We start from the raw sequence: 23,946 nt of genomic DNA, 5'->3' as shown, positions 1-23,946 counted from the left end.
AGGGTAATAATTAGTGTCTATAATTACAAACCAATTACTTTTAAAACAACTCCCTGAATGGAGTAAATCAAAAGTCTCAAATCCGATCCAAAATTTACGCCGCACTGAGCTACTAAGTAAAAACACGGTAAAAGCCAACACATCTAAACGAGTATAAATTCACAAATTTCTGACAACCCAGATTTTACATTTTTTACAAAAATAAACATAGATAAAACTTATAGGTACTATATACTTAATGCTATTAGTTCACAAGACATTGGCGATCGCACGTTAGTTCAATAAATTAATACAGTGTAAGCTTTTCAGTAATTTAGAATGGGTAGTTTATCCCACTGGATTTTAGTAATAGCAAGGGATATCACTGATTAAGGGTTATTGCTTAAGTGTTACATAAATATATTTTCTACTTAAGTGATTATTCTGCACAAGTTTTACACATTTTGGATCTATATTTCTAAATACGGACTTCACAAGGGGTATGATATGGCTATTTCAGGATTTCTATCTGAGCTTTCCCTTCCTGAAATCTTCCAGCTGCTTGAGCAAGGAAACAAAACAGGACGGCTAACTATTAAAGCAAAATCACCGGATTCGTCTCAAGAAGGGAAAGATTTTCACATTTGGTTTAAGCAAGGACTAATTGTTGCTGCTGCGAATAGATTAGATGGACAGGGATTGTTGTCCATCATCCAAAAGCAAGGTTGGCTCACTGCGCGTGCAGCTGCTCGAATTACAGATGTATGTGCAACTAATCAACCAACTGGTTTGTGTCTCAAATTACAAGGAATACTCGACGCGCAGCAATTAAAAATGTTATTCAGTTATCAAGTTTTGAATCAAGTTTGTAAATTATTTGAATTGCAAGATGGATCGTTTCATTTTGATTCGAGAACGTCTATACCTAACTCCGAAATGACAGGTCTGACTGCTATACCTAAAGAAGTTATACTCAAAGGTCTAAGGGTTCTGCGTAATTGGAAAATGCTGGAAGACAAATTACCAGATCCAACTTGTGCTTTGATCAACACAATCCATACCAAGCCTCTATTGAGCTTAAATCAACTAGAATGGCAAATTTGGGAATTCACCAAAGGCACAGTTTCAATTATAGCGATCGCCGAACAGTTAGGTGTGCCTGTGGAAAAAATCCAACAAGCCGCATTTCGACTCATGGTTGTTGGTCTGGTAGAAGAAGTTCCCATCATTTCAGAAGCACCAGAAGAGCTATATGAATTAGAATCCACAATGATTGACATGAAATTTGAGCCTAGCAAACAAGAAAATACCGTTAGTCAATCTTTTCTCAATAGTTTGGTCGGTTTCCTCAAAAACAAGGTTTAATTTAGCTTTAAATGCCAAATTATTTTGACTAGATAGCTAGGGCTAAAGCATCAACATCTGATATGATTTCGGCAAAAGTTCAGTATAACATCGGCTTTATTATTTTTTCGTTTTCCTGTCATCCAAAGTATTTTGCTTGTTCACCTATTAACCATTTCTAAGATTTGAAGACTGCCATGGTCAAGCCAGGTAAATCATCAATAATAAATTAGGGTGCAGAACTATCTAATTAGAAGTAAAAATATTAAGAAACATAAAATAAATTACCAGTTAATTTATTTCCACGATTTTTACACAATAATTAGTTATATTTAGAAGCAAGTTCAGGATAACCAAATATTTTTTCACAACATCCAGAGCTTAAGAAAGTAAATAGTAATATCCACAATTCTCTACCTGGAAATTTAAACTATGTCAGCTTTACGGCAACAGTTGGGCGATTTTAGTAGTATTATTTGCTTCAAGGCAGCTATTACAGGCATGGAAGAAGCTTTAGGAGACAAAGCGACAGCTATTGCTTTAACTTCAGCCGGTCGTGCCAGAGGAAAAAAGTTAGCTGAAGAATTGGGTTTAGCGGGATCTTCAATGTCATTAGATGAAGCAGCCTCTAAATTAAATATGGCTTTGGGTAAGGACGGCACTCGTTTGTGCATAGTTGAGAAAATTGTGGCTGAAGGTGACAACATTAAGGTCTATACTTCTGAAACTTTTTGTTCTGCTGGTGAACCACCAAATTCACCCCGCAAATGTACTTTTACAATGGGTGCAGTTTGGGGTGCTATTGAGCAACTAATTGGTAAACGTTTCAAGGGAGTGCATACTGAATCTGTACTCAGAGGTGGTACTCATGATGTATTTGAATTCACTCCTTTTTAGTAACAAGTATATATGACATGAATTCCAAACCTGAATTCATAATTTTCTACCAAATTTAAACTCGCACTAATCTTAATAGAGAATTCCTGCAATGGCAATTAACACAGAAAAACTGGGCATGATTTTGCAAAATTTTGCGACTTCTACCTCTGGTGTTCAGGGAGCAGCCCTTGTTACCCCTGATGGTTTACCTTTGGGTGCAAGCTTGCCTGGTAGTATGGATGAAGAAAGAGTATCAGCAATGTCAGCTTCCATGCTATCTTTAGGCGAACGTATTGGTATGGAATTGGCTAGAGGTACGGTTGATCGTATCTTTGTAGAAGGAAATAAAGGCTTTGGTATTTTGACTGGTTGTGGTGAAGATGCAGTTTTGCTAGTTTTAGCTAGTGAAACCGCTAAACAAGGACTTTTGATGTTAGAAATTAAGCGTGTTATCTCTGAAATAAAATCAGTTTTGCTTTAGTTGATAGTTGCATTCAACATCTAAATCTAAATTTAAATAAAAATTCCCTGATCTGGCATTCTTACATCATTTGTGGAAAATTTTTTTATTCCCTATGTTGGCAAGTAAATTTATAAATCAAATTCAATAATTTGAAGATAATGCTAGATTAGGGACATTTTTTAGGTAAGCAGATTAATTTTATAACTGGGGTTAAGGGACTGGGGTTTCGTGAGCTTACGTCCACAAGGCTCAGACAAGCCGGATGAAAGGTGTGGGTAAGTTTTATTAATTATCTACTTTAGATTTTTTGAGAACAATATATGGAGATTATGCGCTTGGTTGTGACCGGAACAGTAGGAGCAGGAAAATCTACTTTTATCCGTTCTGTCAGTGAAATTGAAGTCGTAGATACAGATACTCGTGCAACTGATGAAACAGCATTATTGAAACAAAGAACTACGGTTGCATTTGATTTTGGTCGGTTGCAATTTGGACCAGAAACGGCGTTGCATCTTTATGGAACACCCGGTCAATCTCGCTTTGATTTTATGTGGGATATTTTAATTCGCAAGGCTCATGCTTATATCTTACTGATAGCAGCCCATCGTCCTGGTGAATTTCGCCAAGCACGTAAAATTATTACTTTTATGAATCAACGGATGCAGATTCCGATGATTATTGGTGTTACTCATACGGACTGTCCTGGTGCATGGAGTAACGAAGATATTTTCTTTGCTCTGGGGTATATGGATGAGAACAATCGTCCTCCTATGGTCAATGTCAATGCCACACAGACGGCATCTGTAGCTGAAGCTGTAATTGCTCTAGTAGAACAATTAATAATGCAAAAAAATTATTGTATGTAATTTTAGGAATCTAAATTACAGCAGATTGCAGGTAAATTAGGTAGATACCAAAAAAATTTTAACCGTATTTTCTGTTCTCTGCTGTAATTATTCACAAAGTGCAACTTAATTATTTTGAATAAAGCGATCGCTTCCTAAATGTACATTCCATTCTACTACTCTAGCTGCTGCTGCTAACATTCCATCTCGAACACGAGGACTAGTATTAACTATTCCCATAGCCTCATCAACATTTTCTGCTTTGATCACCCATAGTCCTGTTCCATCATGAGGTACAAATGGTCCACAACAAAGCAGAATTCCTTTTTTATATTGTTCCTGAAACCATGCCAGTTGATCTTGATCATGTTCTGGATGTTCTTTTTTATATTCGTAGTATTCGGGAACAGTTGCCACAACAACAGCAAAAAGTTTAGCCATAGTTATTTGTCATTTTGAAAAGATTTCTCAAACCTAAATATCAGTATATGCTGCTTATGCGTTTTTATTAATAGGACTTATGCAAGTGTTACAATCAAGTCTCTTTTAGGGTGCATAAGACATAATGAATGATTAATTAATTTTGGGCAGGCAAATGCCCACCCTACAAAAATTAAACTACTACCACCACTACATTTTTATCAGCTTTTTGCCATTGGTGGAAAAACAGAAATACTTCTTTGTGCTTCAGTTGATGGTAAGAATTTTTCAACTAACAACCGCTGAAAGGTGTTTAATGAATCTTGCCAGTTCTGAACTATGTGTTGTAAGTCTTGTAATCTGTCTATCGGAGTATTTCCTAATAAAGAATAGTTGAAGTTACCAGAAAATAAAATTGCAGCCGCTACTTTATCAGGAAACTGCACATTTGCTTGGTTAATACTTAAGTTGAGTATTCCCCGTTTTAAAGGATAACTTAACTGTAAAGCAGCATTGACTTTCCCCCCTTCAAATTCTTGCCATGAACCAGGTGCTAAAAGTCTACCATTGATGTATTGGTACGCTTCAGCTTCTGAATTAAAAGTAATAAAGCCTCTGGGGTTAATTCCAATGCGCTGATACTCAACTTGGGATAGTTTTTCTACTAGTTGTTGAGTAATTTTTGATATTTGAATTTCCTCCAGTGGTTTTGCTCCTATTGCCTCCAATATAGTGACATTATTAGCCTGGGCAATAATTCCTACACCGGTGGTGAAAAAAATCTGCACTACGCCGTTTGTATAAACTGGTTGTTTTGCTAATTCCCAATCTGCGGGAATAATACCCGTATATTTAAGGAAATCAGGGTTAATAACTGTGGGATTAAGATTTTTAGCAATAATTGCGATCGCTAATTCCTGAATTTCTAAACCTTGACTCATGTTTAATTTTGCCTATTTTTATCACAGCATAAATACTGTATTCCTAAATGCCAGTATAAAGCAGGTGACAGCTAACTCCCATACTGCCCGATTTAATTTAAAATTATGAGTAGTAATATTAAGAATTGTAAAATTAAGTATCAATGCCTAGCCTATCCCTTAACAAAAAGCAATCCCGTGTCATCGTTATCGGTGCGGGAATAGGTGGACTAACTGCCGCTGCATTATTGGCACATAGAGGTTACAGCGTCTTAATTCTCGACCAGGCTTTAGTTCCCGGTGGTTGTGCTTCCACCTTTAAACGTCAAGGCTTTACCTTTGATGTGGGTGCAACTCAAGTTGCTGGGTTAGAACCTGGGGGTATACATCACCGCATTTTCTCAGAATTAGGAATTGAGTTACCCGCAGCTACTTTTTGTGACCCGGCTTGTGCAGTTTATCTTCCTGGTGAGTCCACACCTATTAATGTTTGGCGTGATCCTGAAAAATGGCAACAAGAACGCCAAAAACAATTTCCTGGTAGTGAACCGTTTTGGCAATTATTAGCAAGTTTATTTAAGGCTAGTTGGGAATTTCAAGGACGTGACCCTGTTTTACCACCACGGAATTTATGGGACTTGTGGCAGTTAACGCAAGCTGTACGTCCTAGTACCTTCATCACTGCACCCTTTACTTTTATGACGGTGGGGGATGCTTTACGTTTATATGGTTTGGGAAATGACCAACGACTGCGGACATTTTTAGATTTACAACTGAAGTTATATTCCCAAGTCAGTGCGGAAGAAACAGCCTTACTGTATGCGGCTACGGCTTTGAGTGTATCTCAATCGCCACAAGGATTATATCATCTTCAAGGTAGTATGCAGGTATTGAGCGATCGCCTGGTCGAATCGTTAGAAAGAGACGGCGGTAAATTATTAATGCGTCACACCGTCGAAAAAATCAACGTTGAAAATGGCCAAGCTAACGCTGTAGTGATTAGAAACCAGAAAACAGGGGAAATTTTCACCGAGAAAGCAGATCATGTAGTTGCTAACGTCACTGTGCAGAATTTAGTAGAATTATTAGGTGAAAAAGCCCCATCTGGATATAAACAAAGAGTAGAAAAACTACCAGCAGCTTCTGGTGCCTTTGTAGTTTATTTAGGTGTAGATGCTAGTGCAATTCCTTACGAATGTCCGCCCCATCTCCAATTTTTATATGATATTAACGGACCAATTGGTGAAAATAATTCTTTGTTTGTATCTGTAAGTCATCCTGGAGACGGCCGCGCACCAGCAGGAAAAGCCACAATTATCGCTTCTTCCTTTGTTGATTTTACACCCTGGTGGCATACTCAAGATTATCAAGGGTTAAAAGAAAAATTTACCCAAGATGCAATATCCAAACTTTCCCAATATTTCTATTTAAAACCAGAAACGATCATTCATGTAGAAGCTGCCACACCCAGAACTTTTGCTCATTTTACTGGACGTGATCAAGGAATTGTTGGTGGAATCGGTCAAAGAATTCCTACCTTTGGACCCTTTGGTTTTGCAAATCGTACACCTATTAATAATTTGTGGTTAGTTGGTGATTCAACTCATCCAGGAGAAGGTACAGCAGGTGTAAGTTATTCAGCTTTGACGGTGGTTAAACAAATTCAAGCTCAAAATTGAGGTTAAATAAAACACGAGCAAAATTCAGGACTAAAACTCTCTTGCTGTCTATATTTCAATTTAGATTCTGTACCTTATTGATCTGCAATCTGCTGTAAATGCAAATTTTCAACAGATTTATTCTTTAGGTACTAAAGCAATGCGATAACCTAAAGCATCTAAAAATTCAATCAAGGTGTAAATTTCATTTCCCGCATTTTCTGATAATAATTGATCAAGTTCTTCATAACGTTGTTTTGCTTTTTCTGAGAGATCATTAGCCAATATTCTGGCATCAATAATATCTTTTAACGCTGAACGCAGTATTTCTGCTTCACGTCCTTCTTCATCTAATTCTAAAAAAGTTTCTAGGTAAGCAGTAGCTTCTTCTATGTCTTTGAGGGATGAAATTAGATAATCATGGTAACTGCTACTTCTACTCGTTGCTGTTTTCACTTTTGTCATAATCTCTCCAATATTCTTTAGCTGTTAAAATGTCTTGTTCTTGGGTACTTTTATCTCCACCGCAGAGTAAAAGTATGATTTTTGACCCGATTTGTCCAAAATAGATCCGGTATCCAGATCCATAGTCAATTTTTAGTTCACAAACTCCTTCACCAACTGCACGGTAGTTTCCTAAATTACCTGATTCAACTCGTTTCAGTCTACTCCTTATTTTAGCTCTTGCAGTTCTGTCTCGCAAAGAATTAAGCCATTCTGCAAAAGGACTTTTACCCGTTGGTGTGATGTAGTTTTGTATTTCTCTTGGTTGTGCTTCCACTCTGAGTTTATTAATGCTGCATGAATTAGTTTACTGGAAAAAGATAATCTCAAATCGCTAAGATACGAGGTTGACATAGATAGTAATTGAATTAATAGTTATAGCGGTATGCACTTAAATGAAATACATAATTTACTGCAAAATCCATGCACTAAAAAACTTTCAACTCTGTTTCCTGTTCTCTGCTATAATAGTTAGTCAGTTAATTTTCGCGAAACTTGCACTTTTCGTAATTGGGTTAAACTGGCAATAAATGAATAATATTCAACAAAAAAAGAGGGCTGATTTAATACAGTCCCCAATGTTAATGATGAATATTTTCTTTTCACCAATTACCAATTACCAATCACCAATTACCCATTACAAGCCATCACTAATTGATGATGGAGATTGTTCAACATCAGGTGATGGTTCAGAAGATGGTGTAGATGGTGTGCGAGGTATGATAAATTGTTTCCAAGTTCTAATTTGCTCCTGGGCATCTCTGTAAGCAGAACTACCACGAGGAATTAATCTAGCAGTCTCAATGCTTTTAGAAACATCAAACTCGCTTTGGGAACGTGCCATTTGTAACAATTGTTGACTCCATTGATCAATAGCCACATTCGCATCCATGCGTAAAACGTTGCGATTGGAAACCCGGTCAGCTAACCGTATCGCTTCCGCTAAAGCTTCTGGTGTGCCAGTAATTGCCACTTCTCTGGCTTTTCTCCAGTTTTCTTTAGCACGGATTTGTTCTTGCCAACTATCGACAGCTGTTTGTGCTTCACTAGCAAGCGCCCTTCCTGATGAGGCAATTTTTTGAGCTTCTCTAATAGCTGTGTTTAAATCCCCGCTATCAGCGATAATTCTGGCTTGATCTAAGTAAGGTTGATCTTGAATTCGTTGTACTTTAGCCGTCCAAGTGCGGATTTTCTTCCGTGCTTCTGGATATAATGAACGCCCGGAGCGAATTTGATTAGCCTCTGCGATCGCAGCCTGTAAGGATGTAATATCCTCTAATAAAGCTATTTGTTCAGCCCGGTCTAAGTAAGGTCTGTCTTCAATAGACTCTACTTGTCCACGCCAGCGATTCATCTCCTGACGTGCTTCGTCAGCACGGGGATTACTATCAGGAATCATCTGGGCTTCGGAAATTGCTGCCGTTAACTCGTTAATAGTACCTTGACTAGCCAAAGTTCGTGCTTTTTCTAACCGAGAAACATCTTGAATTTCTAATTGCCAACGCGCAATCAGTTCTTGTGCTTTCTCATACACTTCCCTAGAAGCATCAATTTGTTGGGCTTGGGAAATAGCAGCCTCTAAACCAGAAACCGTTCCGATCCAAGCACTCCTTTGTGCTTCACCCAAAACCACAAAATCATCAATTTCTGATTGTAATTCAGGAATAGGTGGAATTTGGCGTACAATTTCCAATGCTGTATCCGCATCTCGTTTATCCATCTTGGCTTGTGCCAATTTCAGGATCTTGCGTCCAAATACAGGAATCAATTCCTGCGCTTTTTGATATAGATAACTATCTGACTTAATCGACTCAGCCAACTTAATAGCGGCTAGGACATTATCTAATGAGCGACTATCAGCTAAACCTTCAGCCTTGTAGAGTTTATCACCATCTTCCCGTGCTGTGACAATGATGCGATTTAGTTCATCATACTTAGTAGTTGCCCAATATTTATTATTAACGCGCAGAAGTTTAGATGACAGCATAAAAGCTGATTGCCAATGCCTTTGTCCCAGTTCTTTTAAGGATTCTTGGTAAATTTCTTCTGCCTTTGACCAAATCGACTGCCATTTAGTAATTTGGTCTTCTACTATTTTTCGAGCTTCCAAATCTTCAGGAATTTGCCGTGAAGTAGCGATCGCTTCCTCTAAATTACCAGATTGGAAACTCTGATCAGCCAACCGTAATATATCCCGTGACCACTCTTCTAAAAAACTATTAATTTGCCCTCTGAGTGGATGATTCTGCGGCAATGCCTTTACCAGTGCGATCGCTTGCAGTAAATCATTTACCGTCTGCTTAGAAGCCGCCAATTGAGCGCAATGTAACCGCACTGATGCACTAGCTAAAGGCCAAAATATCTCTGGACAATTTGGTGCTGATGGCAGCTTTAGCAACATTGACATTGATATAAATCCGATACCGCTAGGAATCAACGTCAACATTATTGACCATAGCACCCAGCTTTTCATCCAGTTTGGCAATTTCTCAGTTATATTACTGAGATTAAAAGTTTTATCTGAATGGGTTTTTATAGGTAATCCTTCTGTATTGTTCTCTTGTTGTTGCGTCACTGATTTAAAGTTAGAACCAGTAGCTGGGACACCAGATGATTGAGTAGTCCCGACTTCTGGAGTTCGGGATAATCTTGTGTTTTGATCTGGCTTTCTGGCTCTGGCTGGAGACCAACTATCTGAAATATCCCGATCTGTCATCTCTCACACCAAAGTAGTTGAATAGCAGCCATTATCAGACTGATAATTCCATTTTTGCCATAGTAACTTTCTTTCTCATCATTAAAAAGCTATTTTTTTCATCTTCTCTCTCCACAGATAACATTTATATTTTGGAGTTTTAGTATTATTTCATACTTATTCAGCAACAGAAACTTCCTTCTGTAAATCATCAATTAGTCGTGCTAGATTATCACTACTTGCTTGATAAACGCTGCCACAAAAATCACAAGTTGCTTCTGCACCTTCATCTTTAAGAATCATATCTTGCAATTCTGCCTCTCCCAGCATTTTCAACGCTCCTAACACCCGATCAAAAGAACAACCACAATGGAAGCGCAGAATCTGACTTTCTGGAAATATATTTAAACCCATATCTCCCAGCAAATCACCGAAAATTTCACTTAGCGTCTTTCCAGCTTGTAACAACGGTGTGAACCCAGATAAAGTAGAAACCCTTGATTCCAACGTTGCTACCAAGGCTTCATCTCTAGCAGCTTTCGGCAACACTTGTATCATTAGCCCTCCCGAAGCTGTCACCCCACTAGACCCTACAAACACACCCAAAACCAAAGCTGAAGGTGTTTGCTCGGAATTTACCAAATAATGAGCGACATCATCGCCAATTTCCCCAGAAACGAGTTCAACTGTACTAGAGTAGGGATAACCATAGCCAATATCCCGAACAACATAGAGATACCCACTACCCACAGCACCGCCAACATCTAGCTTACCTTTAGCATTAGGAGGCAATTCCACCGATGGGTTCTGCACATAGCCCCTTACCGTCCCATCCAAGCCCGCATCCACCAATATACCACCTAAAGGCCCATCGCCCTTAACTCGCACATTGACCCTAGACCCAACACGCTTCATACTAGAAGCCATCAACAAACCTGCTGCCATCGTTCTTCCCAGTGCGGCTGTAGCCACATAAGAAAGCTTATGACGTACTCGTGCTTCCTCCGTTAAGCGTGTAGTAATCACACCTACCGCCCGAATACCTCCGTCTGCTGCTGTCGCCCGAATTAATTGATCCGCCATGAAAACCCTTACAATTCTTAACAAGATGACTTTTCTATTGTAAGTTCTTCAGGCAATAGGGAACAGGAGGTAGGGGGAGTTAATAACCCAATCAACTATCAACTATCACCATGTTAGGTACTTTTCAACAAAGCCAACTGCGAATTGAAATTGAAGCATCCGCTGATGCTATTCACGATAGTCTATTAATTCCAGCACAACTAGAAAAATGGTTAGTAGGACAAAGTTTTTCCCTTGGAATGCCGGAAAAATTAACATCTGGTTTTGATTTTACTACTTCTACCGGACTCGTCCAAATCCATCATCATGTCGATGTAGCTAAAGCTAATTGCTTGCGCTTATTACTCAGTGGTGGAATAGACGGTTTTCATGAATGGTATTGGGGAGAAGGTTGGGTACAGTCTCGTTTAGAGGGGATATCAATTTTACCTTTGAATTTGGGTCAGACTGTAAGTTTGTTGAGTTTGCGTGAGTTTTTAAGAGGTAAATGAGGGGAGAAGAGTTTTTTTAACGCAGAGGAACGCGGAGGTGGCGCGGAGGTTCGCTGAGAGTTTTTTGTGGGGTGGGTCGAACATCAACGGATTTTTGACATTTGACTCACCCAGTCAGCAATTACAATTTTGAGCATTAGTTCAATTAAAAGCGGATAAATTATTTTTGATGAATAAATTAAGAATACATATTTTATAGCGATCGCTCTCTCTTGGCTTTTAGATAAATTTCAGTTATGTAAAATTTAAAATCATTTAGGATTTTCTAACTTCCAAAGTTTTCTCCTTTATATTTTCTTAATAATTAATTGAGAATTATTTTTATTTATCAACGGTATTGCAATACTTTCAGCGATCTGCTATGATTTAGGAGAATTTGTATTATGCCCTATTATATCTATTTTTAAGACGGCGTTTACAGCAGTAGATTAAAAGCCTTTATTTATAAGTATTTCAGAACTCGCAAAACTGAACATCTAAGAAAATATGAGGAAATTATCAAGGTTTCCTGACAGGAGAATTACAAAAATTCTGATGCTGTTGTTTGCGGGTTGGAATTGGAAGATTGACAAATAAGATATTTTATGGTGTTCAGCCTGGATTAGTAAAAAGAATAAAAGGAAAGTAACAATATTAACTATTTTCAGTGAATGAGAAGGAGAAAAGCATTAGCGAAACTTACCGAAGATATCGCTCTTGTGAAGTCAATGTGGCTAGAGGCTAGAGAGCGATCGCTATATCTGCTATATGGCTATTTACTATATAATAAATATATTAAAAAATACAGAGATAGTTTATGGCAGCAGTAATTACTAATCATATTGAAATAACGCCGGGTATATGTGGTGGAAAACCTCGCATTGCTGGACATCGAATTAAAGTACAAAATATCGTCTTATGGTATGAACGCATGGGAATGTCACCAGATGAAATTGTCTATCATTATCCTAGTATTACTTTAGCGGATGTTCATGCCGCATTGGCTTATTATTATGACCATCTAGAAGAAATTAGAAAAGATATAGAAGATGACGAAGTATTTGCTAAGGAGATGAAAGCTCAAACTCCTTCGTTAGTTCAGCAGAAACTTCAAAACAGTGGTGGTTAGAGAAATTAAATTTCATTTAGATGAAAATGTCAGCAATGCGATCGCTGCTGGACTTCGTAAAAGGGGAATTGATGTAACGAAAACTCCAGAGCAAGGACTTATTGCTGTATCTGATCAGGGGAAACGCATCTAAATTATATTGACAAAATGTCATATTAGTGTATCTAGACAGAGAAAAACATAATAAGAGAACTCCACAGAATGATTGATCCTATGATGAAAGAAGATAATTTCAGTGTGTAGCCTACCTCATGTATCCAAAATCTATCATTCAACTAACAGAGAACCTCAAATCTCTGTACATCAAAACAGCCAAAAAACTCAAGGGAAGCGACCGAAGACAATTCATGGCAGAAGTGGTCAAAGGATTGGGAATAGGTGGACAAACTTTAGTAGAAAGAGAGTTGGGATGGAATAGACGCACAATTCGGAAAGGGATGCAGGAATTGGAGAGTGGTAAGCCGTTTATTGATGGTTTCGGGCGTAGTGGACGGAAGCGGGTGGAAACAAAATTACCAAACTATTAGAGGATATGAAATCGTTAGTAGACCCACACAGTCAAACAGACCCTAGCTTTAAGAGTATCCGATTATATACGCGAATGACTGCAAGTGAAGTACGTCGTCAACTAATTGAACAATTTGGTTACAGTGATGAAGAACTACCTTCATCAGAGACAATTCGACGACGATTGAATGAATTGGGTTATACATTAAAACGAGTTCTTAAAACCAAGCCTATCAAGAAAATTCCCGAAACAGAAGCAATTTTTGAACAAGTTGAGCTTCTTAATAGTGAAGCTGATAATGACCCTCATACTCTGCGGATTTCCATTGATGCAAAGGTAGCAGTTAAGGTTGGAGAATTTGACCGAGGTGGTAAAACTCGGATGCCAACTATTTCAATAGACCATGACTTCCCGACCGAAACAACTCTAATTCCCTACGGCATTTTTATTCCTGAGTACAACGAGTTATTTTTATTCTTCGTTGCTTCTAAATTAACCGCTGATTGTATTGTTGACTTGCTTGAAAGCTGGTGGCAGAGTGTTAAACACAGATTTGCTCATATTCAAAAACTGGTAATTAATCAGGATAATGGACCTGAAAAAATCATTCTCGTCGCACTCAGTTTATGAAGCGGATCGTAGATTTTGGTACATCATCTCAACTGACGTTACAACTTGCTTATTATCCGCCTTATCATAGTAAATATAACCCGATAGAACGTTGTTTTGGTTGGTTAGAACAGCATTGGAATGGTAGTTTACTTGATACAGTTGAAACTGTACTAAATTTTGCTCAGACTCTTAGATTTCAGGGAAAAAACCCGGTTGTTACATTGGTAGAAAAAGTTTATTCCACAGGAGTTAAACTCACAACAGAAGCTATGGCAGAAATTGAAACACAGATTCACCGCCTCCCCCATCTCAAAAAATGGTTTGTTGAAATTTTTGCTAAACCAGTATAGCTATTGGATCATCTTTTTTGTGGAGTTCTCATTAATGGAATTGAAATGCTGATTAAGTCCTTTATTAATATCCTAAGATTTTAATAAATTTAGAGTAATTAGTTATTTTCAATAATGAGTTAATTTTGTTCTTTTCTATATATTAATTGTCTGAATATCTAGATTTTTGACATCACAAATCTAGATTCTTTTGAGAATCTGGTGAGAATAAATTATTTATGTTTATCTAAATATTCTGATTTTTATCAGATACATTCTAAAATCTTCTCTAAATATTCATTATCCCATCCTGCACAAATCTGCTTATTTTTAATTCCTAGTTTTTGGCTTTTTTCTTTTCTTACTGCATTTACTGCTATATGACGTAGAACGGCAAAATTTTGTGGTGCATTATCCTTTCTTATTCTACAATCATCTTCTCTCAACGCTACATCCAAGACCCAATGTAATGAGTTTTCTATACCCCAATGGCTTCTCACTGATTCTCCTAATAATTTCGCATTATCTGTCAAACTACTAATATAATAACGGGTTTCAACTTTTGTTTTTCCATTGACTTTTCGTATATATTCTACCATTCCTACACTTTGAAGGTTTATCCATTTTTTGCCTGTATCTATTCTTTCTTGAATGTCTGATAACATCAGATAATGACGTATTTCTTCTCTTCCATGTTCGTCTTGCTTTGTATGAAAATCACTACATTTGAATCCCTCAAACCCTTTGGTTATAGCCTCTTTGAAAATTTCTTCTACGTTTTTATATAAATTACCTTGATTCTTTTTTAGTGCAATAACATATTCACCTGATTTATCTACAATTGATTTTACTATCTCTTTTTGACACCCCATTGCATCAATTGTTACTATACATCCGGCTATATCTAATACTTTGATTAATTCTGGTATTGCTGTTATTTCATTTGATTTTTCATCTACCTTACATTGTCCTAATACTAGACGATTAGTGGTTGCCCATGCACTCACCATGTGAATAGCACCTTTATCCTTTCCTTTATCATATGAATGCCTTAACGTTTTACCGTCTATTGCTATTACTTCTCCCTGGGTAATTTTATTTATTGATTTTATCCAACTCAAAAAACTATTCTGTAATTGTTGTGGGTCTATTCTCGCAAATACTCTGGCAAATGTATCATGGGAGGGAATTCCATTTGGTAGTTCTAAAAATTGTTTTAGCCATTTTTTTCTTTTTTTCCATAAGTCTCCATCAATACCCAACTATCTGCTCCACATATTACTGCACAAATCGCAATGGTGACTATATCAATTAATTTATGCTTTTTTGTCCGTTCAACTCTTTTATCTTCTAAATCTTTAAAGTGATCTACTATTGTGATTTTTGGTGATAGCTTCATTTTCGGGTTTTTTCTCTTTGAATTAAAAAGAGAATACCACTTCACCCCATTTTATTGATTCTTCTATAAACGAAATTTACCATCAAATTTTTTCATATGTGTTTATTGACTTGATACCAACTTACTAGTGTTACCCTTTTTTTGTATTCACATAAGTTACATTTTGTCAAAATAAATTAGATGCGTTTCCCCTGTGTATCTGATGAGGTGCAATTAGAATTTTCTTTGTCCCAAGGAAGAGTTATTTTTACTCAGGATACAGATTTTTTGAGATTAAATCAATCAAATATAAATCATTTAGGAATTGTTTATTGTCCTCAACAAACTAAAATCTATTGGGCAAATTATTCAAGGTTTAGTATTAATTTGGGAGTTGCTATCACCTGAAGAGATGTTTGGAAGGATTGAATATTTATAAATAAAAACAGAAAAGCAATCGCTCTTGTGAAGTCAACGTGGCTAGAGACTAGAGTGCGATCGCTATAAGTCAATATGTAAGGATTCAGGTCGGGGGTATTGACAAGTGTGATATGGGAAGCAGAATATATCAATTATGGAAAAAAACCTGCCCCCAAAACTAGACAGTGAAACCTTGAGACAGTTGGCGACAGAGCAACTGGTAGGGATAATAATGGAGCAGGCGCTCGCCATAGAAGCACTAAAAACCAGAGTAATAGAACTAGAAATAGTAGAATATCAAAGATATAGCTGTATTTGCAGCCAGTGTGGAGAAACACAAACAGCAGACTGGTCACCAGAGATAGTACCAGGACAAGATATAGGAATTAGACTGCAAGCTTTGTAAGTATTCAGGATAAAAATACTCTAAGTCAGGAGAATAAAGGCTTTTTTGGTCAATTTTGATGATTTTGATAAAATCTCACTGCTCTCTCTTCTTCATTTCATAAGCATTCTGACTCCTGATTCCTGACTCCTGAATTCTTACCAAATTACTTACCGGGTTTTACTACCAAAACTGAACAATTAGCCTCTTCCATGACTTGAGTGCTAACAGAACCCTGGACAATTCTCTTCATTCCCGTTAAACCCCGACTTCCAATCACAACTAAGTCGGCTTTGTAAATATTAGCTAGTCGAATAATTTCATCAGCAGGATCACCACTTACCAGTTCTAACTCGCTTTTAACTGGTAATTTTTCCTGGTAGGATTGCATCTGCTTCTCAATGTGAAAATAAGAAAACTTTGGTGAATCGGGCTGAGGACGATCAGCGGGTAATTCTATTTCTGACTCTGGTGTAGGAAATACATGACAAAGAATTACATTAGTGTTTGGTGACAACACCAAATCACCTAAAGTCTGAATTACTCGTTCAGCAATTTCCGAACCATCCAGAGCTACTAAAATAGTCTTTAACACCGCTTTTGTCTCCTCAAGAGTAGACCCCTTAAATTATCACATCAGGAATTGTATTAGCGTGAACACCAACAATTTCTCAAATGTGAGCTTTGGTTTGCTAAATTCACAAACTCACTATCATTAACTATGGAGTAGCTGCTGTCAACCGCATTCAGGAAAAATAAGCATTCTAAATTACTCTTTATCCTCAACTCGCCTCCGTACCGAATCCGCATGGGAAGGCAAACCTTCAGCTGTAGCTAAAGAGTCAATAGCATTAGCTACTTTGTTCAGTGCAGTTGGTGAGTATTGGATAATACTAGAATGTTTGAGGAAAGTTTCCACGCCTAATGCAGAAGCATAACGAGCTGCACCAGAAGTGGGCAAGGTGTGGTTGGGTCCGGCTAAATAGTCTCCCACAGCTTCTGGTGTTGAATAACCCAGGAAAATGGCTCCAGCGTGTCGGATTTGAGACATTAAAGACCAAGGATCTTTAACTTCTAATTCTAGATGTTCAGGTGCAAACTCATTGGAGAGTTCTACTGCTGCTTCTAGGGATTCGACTACTACAATTAAGCCATAATGGGCGATCGCTTTTTCTGTGTCTATCCGTCGTGGGTGATCCACCAATTGTCTATCTACAGCTACTTGGACTTTTTTTGCTAAACCAGCATCTGTGGTTAACAAAATCGCCGCCGCCATTGGATCATGTTCGGCTTGCGCTAACAAGTCCGTGGCTACATGAACGGGATTCGCTGTTTCATCGGCAATAATTAGCACTTCGCTAGGGCCTGCCAAAGAATCAATACCCACTGTTCCATAGACTAGCTTTTTGGCCAAGGTGACATAAATGTTACCTGGTCCAGTAATTACATTCACTTTGGGGATAGTTTCTGTACCGTAAGCTAAAGCAGCGATCGCTTGAGCGCCCCCAATGCGATAAATTTCTTGTATCCCAGCTTCTTGTGCAGCTACTAAAACCGCTGAGTTCATCGTTTTTCCACCTCGTGCTGGTGTCACCATCACTATCCTGGGTACACCTGCTACTTTGGCTGGAATAGCATTCATTAACACTGTACTGGGATAGGAAGCGCGACCTCCAGGAACGTATAAACCTGCCCGATCTACAGGTGTATAGCGTTTACCCAGCACTACTTCATCATCGCCAAAGTGTACCCAGCTTTTTGGTACTCGCTGACGGTGAAACGCTTCTATTTGGCGACAAGCTAGCTGAATAGCTGCCAACAAATCCTTTGATACCTGTTGGTAAGCTGCATCCAGTTCTGAACCAGTCACCCGTAGTTCTTCTGGTTGCAAGGTTTGATGGTCAAATTCGGCTGTGTAGTGCAGTACAGCTTTATCGCCTTGGCGTTTAACTGCCTGCAACACTTCCCGCACGGTTGCTTCTTTATGAAGCAATTGTTCATCCTGGGTGCGTTCGCCTTCGGCGCGTTGTAGACGTTCGCAGATACGTTGTAGTTCGGTTCTAACGTCTGCCTGCTGAGTAATAATTCGCAGCATGGAGTAAGGACAATGCCAAAATTAGAATGTTCCCGCTTGAGAATCAGTTTTGCTTTTCACCCATTTAGGGTTAAAGCTGACTCTAATTCTCTTCTCTAGCTTAACCTGGATTTTTTTGATACTCCCAGGATAATTATTTACTTTTTTCTTTAAGGTTATTTATCTTTAGATAAACCATTTTAACCCATTTCCCATTGGGAAAACATACCCAAATGTGGGGATTTTCTAAGAAGATAGCGTCAAGATGGACTGATGGGCAGATAAATCGCTTTCTGTCTTCTGCCTCTTGTTACCTAATTTTTTTTTCAGAAATGATAACATTGGCGGTTTGGATGCTATATTAGTAAATCTAGTAGTGTGTGTACACAATTATATAGTCTTTTTGGAACTGACTGTGGCGAATACAAAGTCTGCTCTCAAACGCGCCCAAATCGCAGAACGTAACCGACTGCGTAATAAAGCATATAAATCAGCAGTAAAAACGCTGATGAAAAAATACTTTGCTGCTGTTGAAGTCTATACAGCCAATCCTACTCCAGAATCAAAACAAGCAGTAGAAGAGCGGATGTCCGAAGCTTACAGCAAAATTGACAAAGCTGTGAAACGGGGGGTACTTCATCCCAACACCGGAGCTAGGAGAAAATCCAGATTAGCCCATAAGCTCAAACCAACTGCTCAAACGGCCTAGTAGTCATTAGTCATTAGTTAAAAGCTATAGAGATTAATGACTTACAGCGTCCCCCAGCAATGACTTATGACTAAATCATGCAATTAGTAGACACCCACGTACATCTCAACTTTGACCTTTTTCAACCGGATTTAGCAGCAGTGCGATCGCGTTGGCAAGAAGCAGGGATAGTACGTTTAGTGCATTCCTGTGTTCACCCAGACGAGTTTGCCAGCATTCAAGCCTTAGCTCACCAATTTCCCGAAATCAGTTTTGCCGTTGGTTTACATCCACTAGATGCAGCTAAATGGAATCACCAGACAGCAGAGAAAATCAAATTTCTAGCCAGTTCTGATTCTCAAGTGGTAGCGATCGGGGAAATGGGACTAGACTTTTACAAAGCAAATAACTATGAACAACAGCATCAAGTATTTGAGGCACAACTGGCGATCGCATCTGAACTTAACCTACCAGTGATCATCCATTGTCGTGATGCCGCGCCAGAGGTTAGAAAAGTCTTGCAAAAATGGAGTGAAAGTCAAGGAGAAAGAGCGCGGGGTGTCATGCATTGTTGGGGAGGAACACCAGAAGAAACCCAATGGTTTCTAGACTTAGGCTTCTACATCAGCTTTAGTGGGACAGTCACATTTAAAAGCGCGAAAACTATACAAGCATCAGCGAGTATAGTGAGTAGCGACCGATTATTAATTGAAACAGATTGTCCCTTCCTTGCTCCCACACCGAAAAGAGGCGAAAAACGCAACGAACCTGCTTATGTTGCTTATATAGCAGAGCAATTAGCCAAATTACGCGGAGAAACAGTAGAAGCCATAGCCCAGCAAACCACTGATAATGCCTGCCAATTATTCGGTCTGTCATTATAGATAACACGGGAGTTCAATTATGAGTATTCCGTATTCCTTTGAGCAGATCGAAGAATTGGCAAAAATAAGACTAAAGAGGACAAAACTGTGCTAACATTATTCCCTCCAAAACAATTTGCTTGCGCCATAATTATAAAGGAAGGAATTTTTAACTAGCTTCGGAAATGAACTGGTTTTAAGTTGGTATAAAATCTATCTAACTGATAGGGAATTTGGACTTTTTGCTCACTATAAAAACCAAAAAATCACGGACATCTAAACTATCTCTACAAGCAGATGCTCTCAATAAATAACAAACCCTGGCAGTCTAGACTGATATGGACTTTTTCACAACATTGGATTTCTGTGTACTGAAACCTATAGAAAATTATTAAACATAAGCCCCTTGTGAATAAAATTCAGCAAAATAAATCCATCCTGATTCAGAGACGACTTTCGCGGATTCTTCATTTTTGGGATCTCACCGTGAGAATAGATAAAATTTTTTGAAAATAAAAAGCGTGTGGATGTGCATAGATTAATTAATGCGCGTTTTTGGAGGGGAAGTGAAGAAAAAAAATCAAACTCAGGAAGATATAACATTGTTGAATCAACTTCCTAGCTGGATTTTAGCAATCCAAACTGCTCTTCAAGGGCGATTACCCCCTTGTCAAAAGCACCCACTCCAGATTTAATTGCTGCGGAAAGTTCCCACCAGTAAATAACAGGTGGAGTCAGGATAAGTTTCCCAACAGCTTGCTTAGAGTCGCGTGTGGTCGGGAAAATTACCCAAGCAGTATTCAAGGGAAAGTTTAACCAGGTTGACAAAGGTAGAGGCATGACTAACGAAACGTATATGGAATCCGCCTTTCTGTTACCCGACTTGATTGAAATCCAGCGTTCAAGCTTTCGCTGGTTTTTGGAAGAAGGGCTAATAGAAGAGTTGAACTCCTTTAGTCCAATTACAGACTATACAGGGAAACTAGAACTGCACTTTTTAGGTGATAAGTACAAACTTAAAGAACCAAAGTACAGCGTCGAAGAATCGAAAAGGCGGGATAGCACTTATGCAGTTCAAATGTATGTTCCCACAAGGCTTTTAAACAAAGAAACAGGGGATATCAAAGAACTAGAAGTATTTATAGGTGATCTGCCTTTGATGACAGATCGGGGTACGTTTATTATTAACGGAGCCGAGCGAGTCATTGTCAACCAGATAGTGCGATCGCCAGGAGTTTATTACAAATCAGAACTTGATAAAAACGGACGACGTACCTATTCTGCCAGCTTAATACCCAACCGGGGGGCATGGCTCAAATTTGAAACAGACCGTAACGACCTAGTATGGGTACGCATCGACAAAACCCGCAAACTTTCAGCCCAGGTACTGCTCAAAGCTTTAGGATTATCAGATAACGAAATCTTTGATGCCCTACGCCACCCCGAATACTTCCAAAAAACCATCGAAAAAGAAGGGCAATTTTCCGAAGAAGAAGCCCTAATGGAGTTATACCGCAAACTACGTCCAGGTGAACCACCCACCGTATTAGGCGGACAACAACTCCTAGACTCACGCTTCTTCGATCCCAAACGTTATGACCTCGGTCGTGTTGGTCGCTACAAACTCAACAAAAAACTCCGCCTTTCCGTCCCCGATACCATGCGCGTCCTCACACCTGGGGACATCTTAGCCGCAGTAGATTACCTCATCAACCTAGAATATGACATTGGCAGCATAGATGACATTGACCACCTCGGTAATCGCCGAGTTAGAAGCGTTGGTGAACTGCTGCAAAACCAAGTCAGAGTAGGTCTAAACCGTTTAGAACGAATAATTCGAGAACGGATGACAGTATCTGATGCCGAAGTTTTAACACCAGCATCCTTGGTTAACCCTAAACCCTTAGTAGCAGCAATCAAAGAATTCTTCGGTTCTAGCCAACTAAGTCAGTTTATGGATCAAACCAATCCATTGGCAGAACTAACCCACAAACGCCGTCTCAGCGCCTTGGGTCCCGGTGGTCTAACCAGAGAACGGGCAGGTTTTGCAGTGCGAGATATCCACCCCAGTCACTACGGACGGATATGCCCCATCGAAACACCAGAAGGACCAAACGCAGGATTAATCGGTTCATTAGCCACCCATGCCCGTGTTAACCAATATGGATTTTTAGAAACCCCCTTTAGACCAGTAGAAAATGGCAAAGTGCGGTTTGATGTGCCGCCAATTTACATGACTGCTGACGAAGAAGACGACCTGCGGACAGCAACAGGTGATATTCCCGTAGATGAAAACGGCTACATCAAAGGACCACAAGTACCAGTACGTTATCGTCAAGACTGGGCGACAACAACACCAGAACAAGTGGATTATGTCGCAGTATCACCAGTGCAAATTGTCTCCGTTGCCACCAGCATGATTCCCTTCCTGGAACATGATGATGCTAACCGGGCGCTGATGGGTTCCAACATGCAACGGCAAGCTGTACCCTTACTCAAACCAGAACGTCCCCTAGTAGGAACAGGCTTAGAAGCTCAAGGTGCAAGAGACTCCGGAATGGTAATTGTTTCCCGTACCGACGGCGACGTTGTATATGTAGATGCAGCACAGATTCGGGTGAGAGTGCGGGGTGATTTGTCAGGAGTCACAGGTAACTTGATCGCCGGAAAACAACATACAAACGAACAAGGACAACAGGTAACAGACAGAGAAATTAGATATGTCCTGTCCAAATACCAACGTTCCAACCAAGACACCTGCCTGAACCAAAAACCCCTGGTTCGCATTGGCGAAAAAGTCGTAGCCGGACAAGTGTTAGCAGATGGATCTTCCACCGAAGGAGGAGAACTGGCACTAGGACAAAACATCGTCGTGGCTTATATGCCATGGGAAGGCTACAACTACGAAGACGCGATTTTGATTTCTGAGCGCCTGGTACAAGATGACATTTACACCTCAATTCACATCGAAAAATACGAAATTGAGGCTAGACAGACAAAGCTAGGCCCAGAAGAAATCACCAGAGAAATTCCCAACGTAGGGGAAGATGCCCTCAGACAACTAGATGAACGGGGAATCATCCGCATTGGTGCCTGGGTAGAAGCAGGAGACATTCTAGTAGGAAAAGTCACACCAAAGGGTGAATCAGACCAACCACCAGAAGAAAAACTGCTGCGGGCGATCTTTGGTGAAAAAGCACGAGATGTGCGAGACAACTCCCTGCGAGTTCCCAACGGAGAAAAAGGCCGGGTCGTGTATGTGCGGTTGTTCACCAGAGAACAAGGGGACGAACTGCCACCAGGAGCAAATATGGTGGTGCGCGTTTACGTAGCACAAAAACGCAAAATCCAAGTCGGCGACAAAATGGCAGGTAGACACGGCAACAAGGGCATTATTTCCCGCATTCTCCCCGCCGAAGATATGCCCTACCTGCCTGATGGTTCACCAGTGGATATTGTTCTCAATCCCTTGGGTGTACCCAGCCGGATGAATGTTGGTCAAGTATTTGAATGTTTATTAGGTTGGGCGGGTCACAATTTGGGAGTCAGATTTAAGATCACTCCCTTTGACGAAATGTATGGGGAAGAATCTTCCCGTCGGATTGTGCATGGCAAGCTGCAAGAAGCTAGGGACGAAACCGGCAAAAACTGGGTATATAACCCCGATGATCCCGGCAAAATCATGGTCTATGACGGACGCACAGGCGAACCCTTTGACCGTCCGGTGACAGTGGGTGTGGCTTATATGCTCAAGCTAGTGCATTTAGTCGATGACAAAATTCACGCCCGTTCTACAGGACCATACTCCCTTGTTACCCAGCAACCTTTGGGTGGTAAAGCTCAACAAGGTGGTCAAAGATTCGGAGAAATGGAAGTGTGGGCGCTGGAAGCCTTTGGTGCAGCTTATACCTTGCAGGAATTGTTAACTGTCAAATCCGATGATATGCAAGGTCGGAATGAGGCTCTTAACGCCATTGTCAAAGGTAAGGCCATTCCCCGTCCAGGCACACCAGAATCCTTCAAAGTATTAATGCGGGAGTTGCAATCCTTGGGGTTAGATATTGCTGTGCATAAAGTGGAAACCCAAGCCGATGGCAGTTCCTTGGATGTGGAAGTGGACTTGATGGCAGACCAAGCATCCCGCCGTACTCCACCGCGCCCCACCTACGAATCGCTTTCTCGTGAATCTTTGGAAGAAGAGGAGTAAGAAGAAGGAGTTCAGGAGTTCAGGAGTTACAGGAGTTCAGGAGTATGGCTTACGCCAAGCTCCGCACTTCAGGAGAATAAGAAAATATTTTCC

At 39.6% G+C, this 23,946-nt stretch carries 23 protein-coding genes and 2 pseudogenes; 15 read left to right on the top strand and 10 right to left on the bottom strand.

The window, feature by feature from the left end:
• Positions 1 to 486: 486 nt before the first annotated feature.
• The 4 genes from ACLLO5_RS16515 (at position 487) to ACLLO5_RS16500 (ending at position 3,531) form a co-directional block, all read left to right on the top strand.
• A complete protein-coding gene (locus ACLLO5_RS16515) occupies positions 487 to 1,344 on the top strand; it encodes a DUF4388 domain-containing protein (RefSeq protein WP_413171589.1) in 858 nt (285 codons plus the stop codon).
• Between the two features lie 411 nt (positions 1,345 to 1,755).
• On the top strand, positions 1,756 to 2,220 hold the full coding sequence (locus tag ACLLO5_RS16510) for a hydrocarbon-binding protein (RefSeq protein WP_413171588.1): 465 nt from the start codon (positions 1,756 to 1,758) through the stop codon (positions 2,218 to 2,220).
• A gap of 91 nt (positions 2,221 to 2,311) precedes the next feature.
• Positions 2,312 to 2,683 (top strand): roadblock/LC7 domain-containing protein, encoded by a 372-nt coding sequence (locus ACLLO5_RS16505; protein WP_413171587.1) that lies wholly within the window; start codon positions 2,312 to 2,314, stop codon positions 2,681 to 2,683.
• A 302-nt stretch (positions 2,684 to 2,985) separates the two neighbouring features.
• Positions 2,986 to 3,531 carry a GTP-binding protein gene (locus tag ACLLO5_RS16500; protein ID WP_413171586.1) on the top strand — a complete coding sequence of 182 codons (546 nt, stop codon included), beginning with the start codon at positions 2,986 to 2,988 and terminating at the stop codon, positions 3,529 to 3,531.
• A 105-nt stretch (positions 3,532 to 3,636) separates the two neighbouring features.
• On the opposite strand, the gene ACLLO5_RS16495 is transcribed toward ACLLO5_RS16500, so the two are convergent.
• Together ACLLO5_RS16495 and ACLLO5_RS16490 are read right to left on the bottom strand one after the other, a co-directional pair.
• Positions 3,637 to 3,951 carry a YciI family protein gene (locus ACLLO5_RS16495; RefSeq protein WP_413171585.1) on the bottom strand — a complete coding sequence of 105 codons (315 nt, stop codon included), beginning with the start codon at positions 3,949 to 3,951 and terminating at the stop codon, positions 3,637 to 3,639.
• Between the two features lie 200 nt (positions 3,952 to 4,151).
• Positions 4,152 to 4,871, bottom strand: a complete 720-nt coding sequence (locus ACLLO5_RS16490; protein ID WP_413171584.1) for a hypothetical protein — start codon at positions 4,869 to 4,871, stop codon at positions 4,152 to 4,154.
• Positions 4,872 to 5,014: 143 nt separating this feature from the next.
• Between ACLLO5_RS16490 and crtD the strand changes: the two genes are divergently transcribed.
• A complete protein-coding gene (crtD, locus tag ACLLO5_RS16485) occupies positions 5,015 to 6,529 on the top strand; it encodes a C-3',4' desaturase CrtD (RefSeq protein WP_413171583.1) in 1,515 nt (504 codons plus the stop codon).
• A 117-nt stretch (positions 6,530 to 6,646) separates the two neighbouring features.
• Here the strand turns inward: crtD and ACLLO5_RS16480 are convergent, their stop codons facing one another.
• The 4 genes from ACLLO5_RS16480 to hslO form a co-directional block, all read right to left on the bottom strand.
• Positions 6,647 to 6,973: a DNA-binding protein gene (locus ACLLO5_RS16480; RefSeq protein ID WP_413171582.1), complete on the bottom strand. Its 327-nt coding sequence runs from the start codon at positions 6,971 to 6,973 to the stop codon at positions 6,647 to 6,649.
• The gene (locus tag ACLLO5_RS16475) at positions 6,945 to 7,289 is read right to left on the bottom strand and encodes a type II toxin-antitoxin system RelE/ParE family toxin (RefSeq protein ID WP_413171581.1); all 345 of its coding nucleotides are present in this window, start codon (positions 7,287 to 7,289) and stop codon (positions 6,945 to 6,947) included. Before ACLLO5_RS16475 ends, ACLLO5_RS16480 begins: the two co-directional genes overlap by 29 nt.
• Positions 7,290 to 7,649: 360 nt before the next feature.
• Complete coding sequence (locus ACLLO5_RS16470) at positions 7,650 to 9,728, bottom strand: chromosome segregation ATPase (protein WP_413171580.1); 2,079 nt, start codon at positions 9,726 to 9,728, stop codon at positions 7,650 to 7,652.
• A gap of 156 nt (positions 9,729 to 9,884) precedes the next feature.
• Positions 9,885 to 10,790 (bottom strand): Hsp33 family molecular chaperone HslO, encoded by a 906-nt coding sequence (hslO, locus tag ACLLO5_RS16465; protein ID WP_413171579.1) that lies wholly within the window; start codon positions 10,788 to 10,790, stop codon positions 9,885 to 9,887.
• 110 nt (positions 10,791 to 10,900) lie between these two features.
• Between hslO and ACLLO5_RS16460 the strand changes: the two genes are divergently transcribed.
• The 5 genes and pseudogenes from ACLLO5_RS16460 to ACLLO5_RS16440 all read left to right on the top strand — a co-directional run bounded on the left by ACLLO5_RS16460 (position 10,901) and on the right by ACLLO5_RS16440 (position 13,859).
• Positions 10,901 to 11,281, top strand: coding sequence for a hypothetical protein (locus tag ACLLO5_RS16460; RefSeq protein ID WP_413171578.1), 381 nt, complete (start codon positions 10,901 to 10,903; stop codon positions 11,279 to 11,281).
• A gap of 650 nt (positions 11,282 to 11,931) precedes the next feature.
• A complete protein-coding gene (locus ACLLO5_RS16455; protein WP_413171577.1) occupies positions 11,932 to 12,090 on the top strand; it encodes a hypothetical protein in 159 nt (52 codons plus the stop codon).
• Entirely contained in the window at positions 12,078 to 12,389 is a 312-nt protein-coding gene (locus ACLLO5_RS16450) for a DUF433 domain-containing protein (RefSeq protein ID WP_413171576.1), read from the top strand. Before ACLLO5_RS16455 ends, ACLLO5_RS16450 begins: the two co-directional genes overlap by 13 nt.
• On the top strand, positions 12,382 to 12,522 hold the full coding sequence (locus ACLLO5_RS16445; protein WP_413171575.1) for a hypothetical protein: 141 nt from the start codon (positions 12,382 to 12,384) through the stop codon (positions 12,520 to 12,522). The genes ACLLO5_RS16450 and ACLLO5_RS16445 overlap by 8 nt, the downstream gene beginning before the upstream one ends.
• Positions 12,523 to 12,658: 136 nt before the next feature.
• Positions 12,659 to 13,859 (top strand): annotated as a pseudogene (locus ACLLO5_RS16440) (ISAzo13 family transposase).
• A gap of 245 nt (positions 13,860 to 14,104) precedes the next feature.
• Here the strand turns inward: ACLLO5_RS16440 and ACLLO5_RS16435 are convergent.
• Positions 14,105 to 15,237 (bottom strand): annotated as a pseudogene (locus tag ACLLO5_RS16435) (ISAs1 family transposase).
• A gap of 180 nt (positions 15,238 to 15,417) precedes the next feature.
• On the opposite strand from ACLLO5_RS16435, the gene ACLLO5_RS16430 reads away from it, so the two are divergent.
• Together ACLLO5_RS16430 and ACLLO5_RS16425 are read left to right on the top strand one after the other, a co-directional pair.
• Positions 15,418 to 15,624: a DUF5615 family PIN-like protein gene (locus ACLLO5_RS16430; RefSeq protein WP_413171574.1), complete on the top strand. Its 207-nt coding sequence runs from the start codon at positions 15,418 to 15,420 to the stop codon at positions 15,622 to 15,624.
• Between the two features lie 166 nt (positions 15,625 to 15,790).
• Positions 15,791 to 16,042, top strand: a complete 252-nt coding sequence (locus tag ACLLO5_RS16425) for a hypothetical protein (protein ID WP_413171573.1) — start codon at positions 15,791 to 15,793, stop codon at positions 16,040 to 16,042.
• Between the two features lie 145 nt (positions 16,043 to 16,187).
• Here the strand turns inward: ACLLO5_RS16425 and ACLLO5_RS16420 are convergent, their stop codons facing one another.
• Positions 16,188 to 16,616: a universal stress protein gene (locus tag ACLLO5_RS16420; RefSeq protein ID WP_413171572.1), complete on the bottom strand. Its 429-nt coding sequence runs from the start codon at positions 16,614 to 16,616 to the stop codon at positions 16,188 to 16,190.
• Positions 16,617 to 16,790: 174 nt separating this feature from the next.
• Positions 16,791 to 18,116 carry a histidinol dehydrogenase gene (gene hisD, locus ACLLO5_RS16415; RefSeq protein ID WP_413171571.1) on the bottom strand — a complete coding sequence of 442 codons (1,326 nt, stop codon included), beginning with the start codon at positions 18,114 to 18,116 and terminating at the stop codon, positions 16,791 to 16,793.
• Positions 18,117 to 18,510: 394 nt separating this feature from the next.
• Between hisD and rpsT the strand changes: the two genes are divergently transcribed.
• Positions 18,511 to 18,804: a 30S ribosomal protein S20 gene (gene rpsT / locus ACLLO5_RS16410; RefSeq protein ID WP_413171570.1), complete on the top strand. Its 294-nt coding sequence runs from the start codon at positions 18,511 to 18,513 to the stop codon at positions 18,802 to 18,804.
• A 77-nt stretch (positions 18,805 to 18,881) separates the two neighbouring features.
• Positions 18,882 to 19,667 (top strand): TatD family hydrolase, encoded by a 786-nt coding sequence (locus ACLLO5_RS16405; protein ID WP_413171569.1) that lies wholly within the window; start codon positions 18,882 to 18,884, stop codon positions 19,665 to 19,667.
• Positions 19,668 to 20,264: 597 nt separating this feature from the next.
• Here ACLLO5_RS16405 and ACLLO5_RS16400 read toward each other — a convergent pair.
• Positions 20,265 to 20,486 carry a hypothetical protein gene (locus ACLLO5_RS16400; protein WP_413171568.1) on the bottom strand — a complete coding sequence of 74 codons (222 nt, stop codon included), beginning with the start codon at positions 20,484 to 20,486 and terminating at the stop codon, positions 20,265 to 20,267.
• On the opposite strand from ACLLO5_RS16400, the gene rpoB reads away from it, so the two are divergent.
• On the top strand, positions 20,485 to 23,853 hold the full coding sequence (gene rpoB, locus ACLLO5_RS16395; protein WP_413171567.1) for a DNA-directed RNA polymerase subunit beta: 3,369 nt from the start codon (positions 20,485 to 20,487) through the stop codon (positions 23,851 to 23,853). The two genes, ACLLO5_RS16400 and rpoB, sit on opposite strands and share 2 nt — an antisense overlap.
• Positions 23,854 to 23,946 lie beyond the last annotated feature (93 nt).

Source organism: Anabaena azotica SJ-1 (genome assembly GCF_047275885.1).
Lineage (GTDB): Bacteria > Cyanobacteriota > Cyanobacteriia > Cyanobacteriales > Nostocaceae > Trichormus_B > Trichormus_B azotica_A.
The sequence above is the reverse complement of the archived record's forward strand: the minus strand, read 5'-3'. Positions and strand labels throughout refer to the sequence as shown.

Coding starts and splice junctions, on each gene's coding strand:
- ACLLO5_RS16515 (WP_413171589.1), top strand. CDS start 487: ATGGCTATTTCAGGATTTCTATCTGAGCTTTCCCTTCCTGAAATCTTC.
- ACLLO5_RS16510 (WP_413171588.1), top strand. CDS start 1,756: ATGTCAGCTTTACGGCAACAGTTGGGCGATTTTAGTAGTATTATTTGC.
- ACLLO5_RS16505 (WP_413171587.1), top strand. CDS start 2,312: ATGGCAATTAACACAGAAAAACTGGGCATGATTTTGCAAAATTTTGCG.
- ACLLO5_RS16500 (WP_413171586.1), top strand. CDS start 2,986: ATGGAGATTATGCGCTTGGTTGTGACCGGAACAGTAGGAGCAGGAAAA.
- ACLLO5_RS16495 (WP_413171585.1), bottom strand. CDS start 3,951: ATGGCTAAACTTTTTGCTGTTGTTGTGGCAACTGTTCCCGAATACTAC.
- ACLLO5_RS16490 (WP_413171584.1), bottom strand. CDS start 4,871: ATGAGTCAAGGTTTAGAAATTCAGGAATTAGCGATCGCAATTATTGCT.
- crtD (WP_413171583.1), top strand. CDS start 5,015: ATGCCTAGCCTATCCCTTAACAAAAAGCAATCCCGTGTCATCGTTATC.
- ACLLO5_RS16480 (WP_413171582.1), bottom strand. CDS start 6,973: ATGACAAAAGTGAAAACAGCAACGAGTAGAAGTAGCAGTTACCATGAT.
- ACLLO5_RS16470 (WP_413171580.1), bottom strand. CDS start 9,728: ATGACAGATCGGGATATTTCAGATAGTTGGTCTCCAGCCAGAGCCAGA.
- hslO (WP_413171579.1), bottom strand. CDS start 10,790: ATGGCGGATCAATTAATTCGGGCGACAGCAGCAGACGGAGGTATTCGG.
- ACLLO5_RS16460 (WP_413171578.1), top strand. CDS start 10,901: ATGTTAGGTACTTTTCAACAAAGCCAACTGCGAATTGAAATTGAAGCA.
- ACLLO5_RS16455 (WP_413171577.1), top strand. CDS start 11,932: ATGAGAAGGAGAAAAGCATTAGCGAAACTTACCGAAGATATCGCTCTT.
- ACLLO5_RS16450 (WP_413171576.1), top strand. CDS start 12,078: ATGGCAGCAGTAATTACTAATCATATTGAAATAACGCCGGGTATATGT.
- ACLLO5_RS16430 (WP_413171574.1), top strand. CDS start 15,418: ATGCGTTTCCCCTGTGTATCTGATGAGGTGCAATTAGAATTTTCTTTG.
- ACLLO5_RS16425 (WP_413171573.1), top strand. CDS start 15,791: ATGGAAAAAAACCTGCCCCCAAAACTAGACAGTGAAACCTTGAGACAG.
- hisD (WP_413171571.1), bottom strand. CDS start 18,116: ATGCTGCGAATTATTACTCAGCAGGCAGACGTTAGAACCGAACTACAA.
- ACLLO5_RS16405 (WP_413171569.1), top strand. CDS start 18,882: ATGCAATTAGTAGACACCCACGTACATCTCAACTTTGACCTTTTTCAA.
- rpoB (WP_413171567.1), top strand. CDS start 20,485: ATGACTAACGAAACGTATATGGAATCCGCCTTTCTGTTACCCGACTTG.
- ACLLO5_RS16400 (WP_413171568.1), bottom strand. CDS start 20,486: ATGCCTCTACCTTTGTCAACCTGGTTAAACTTTCCCTTGAATACTGCT.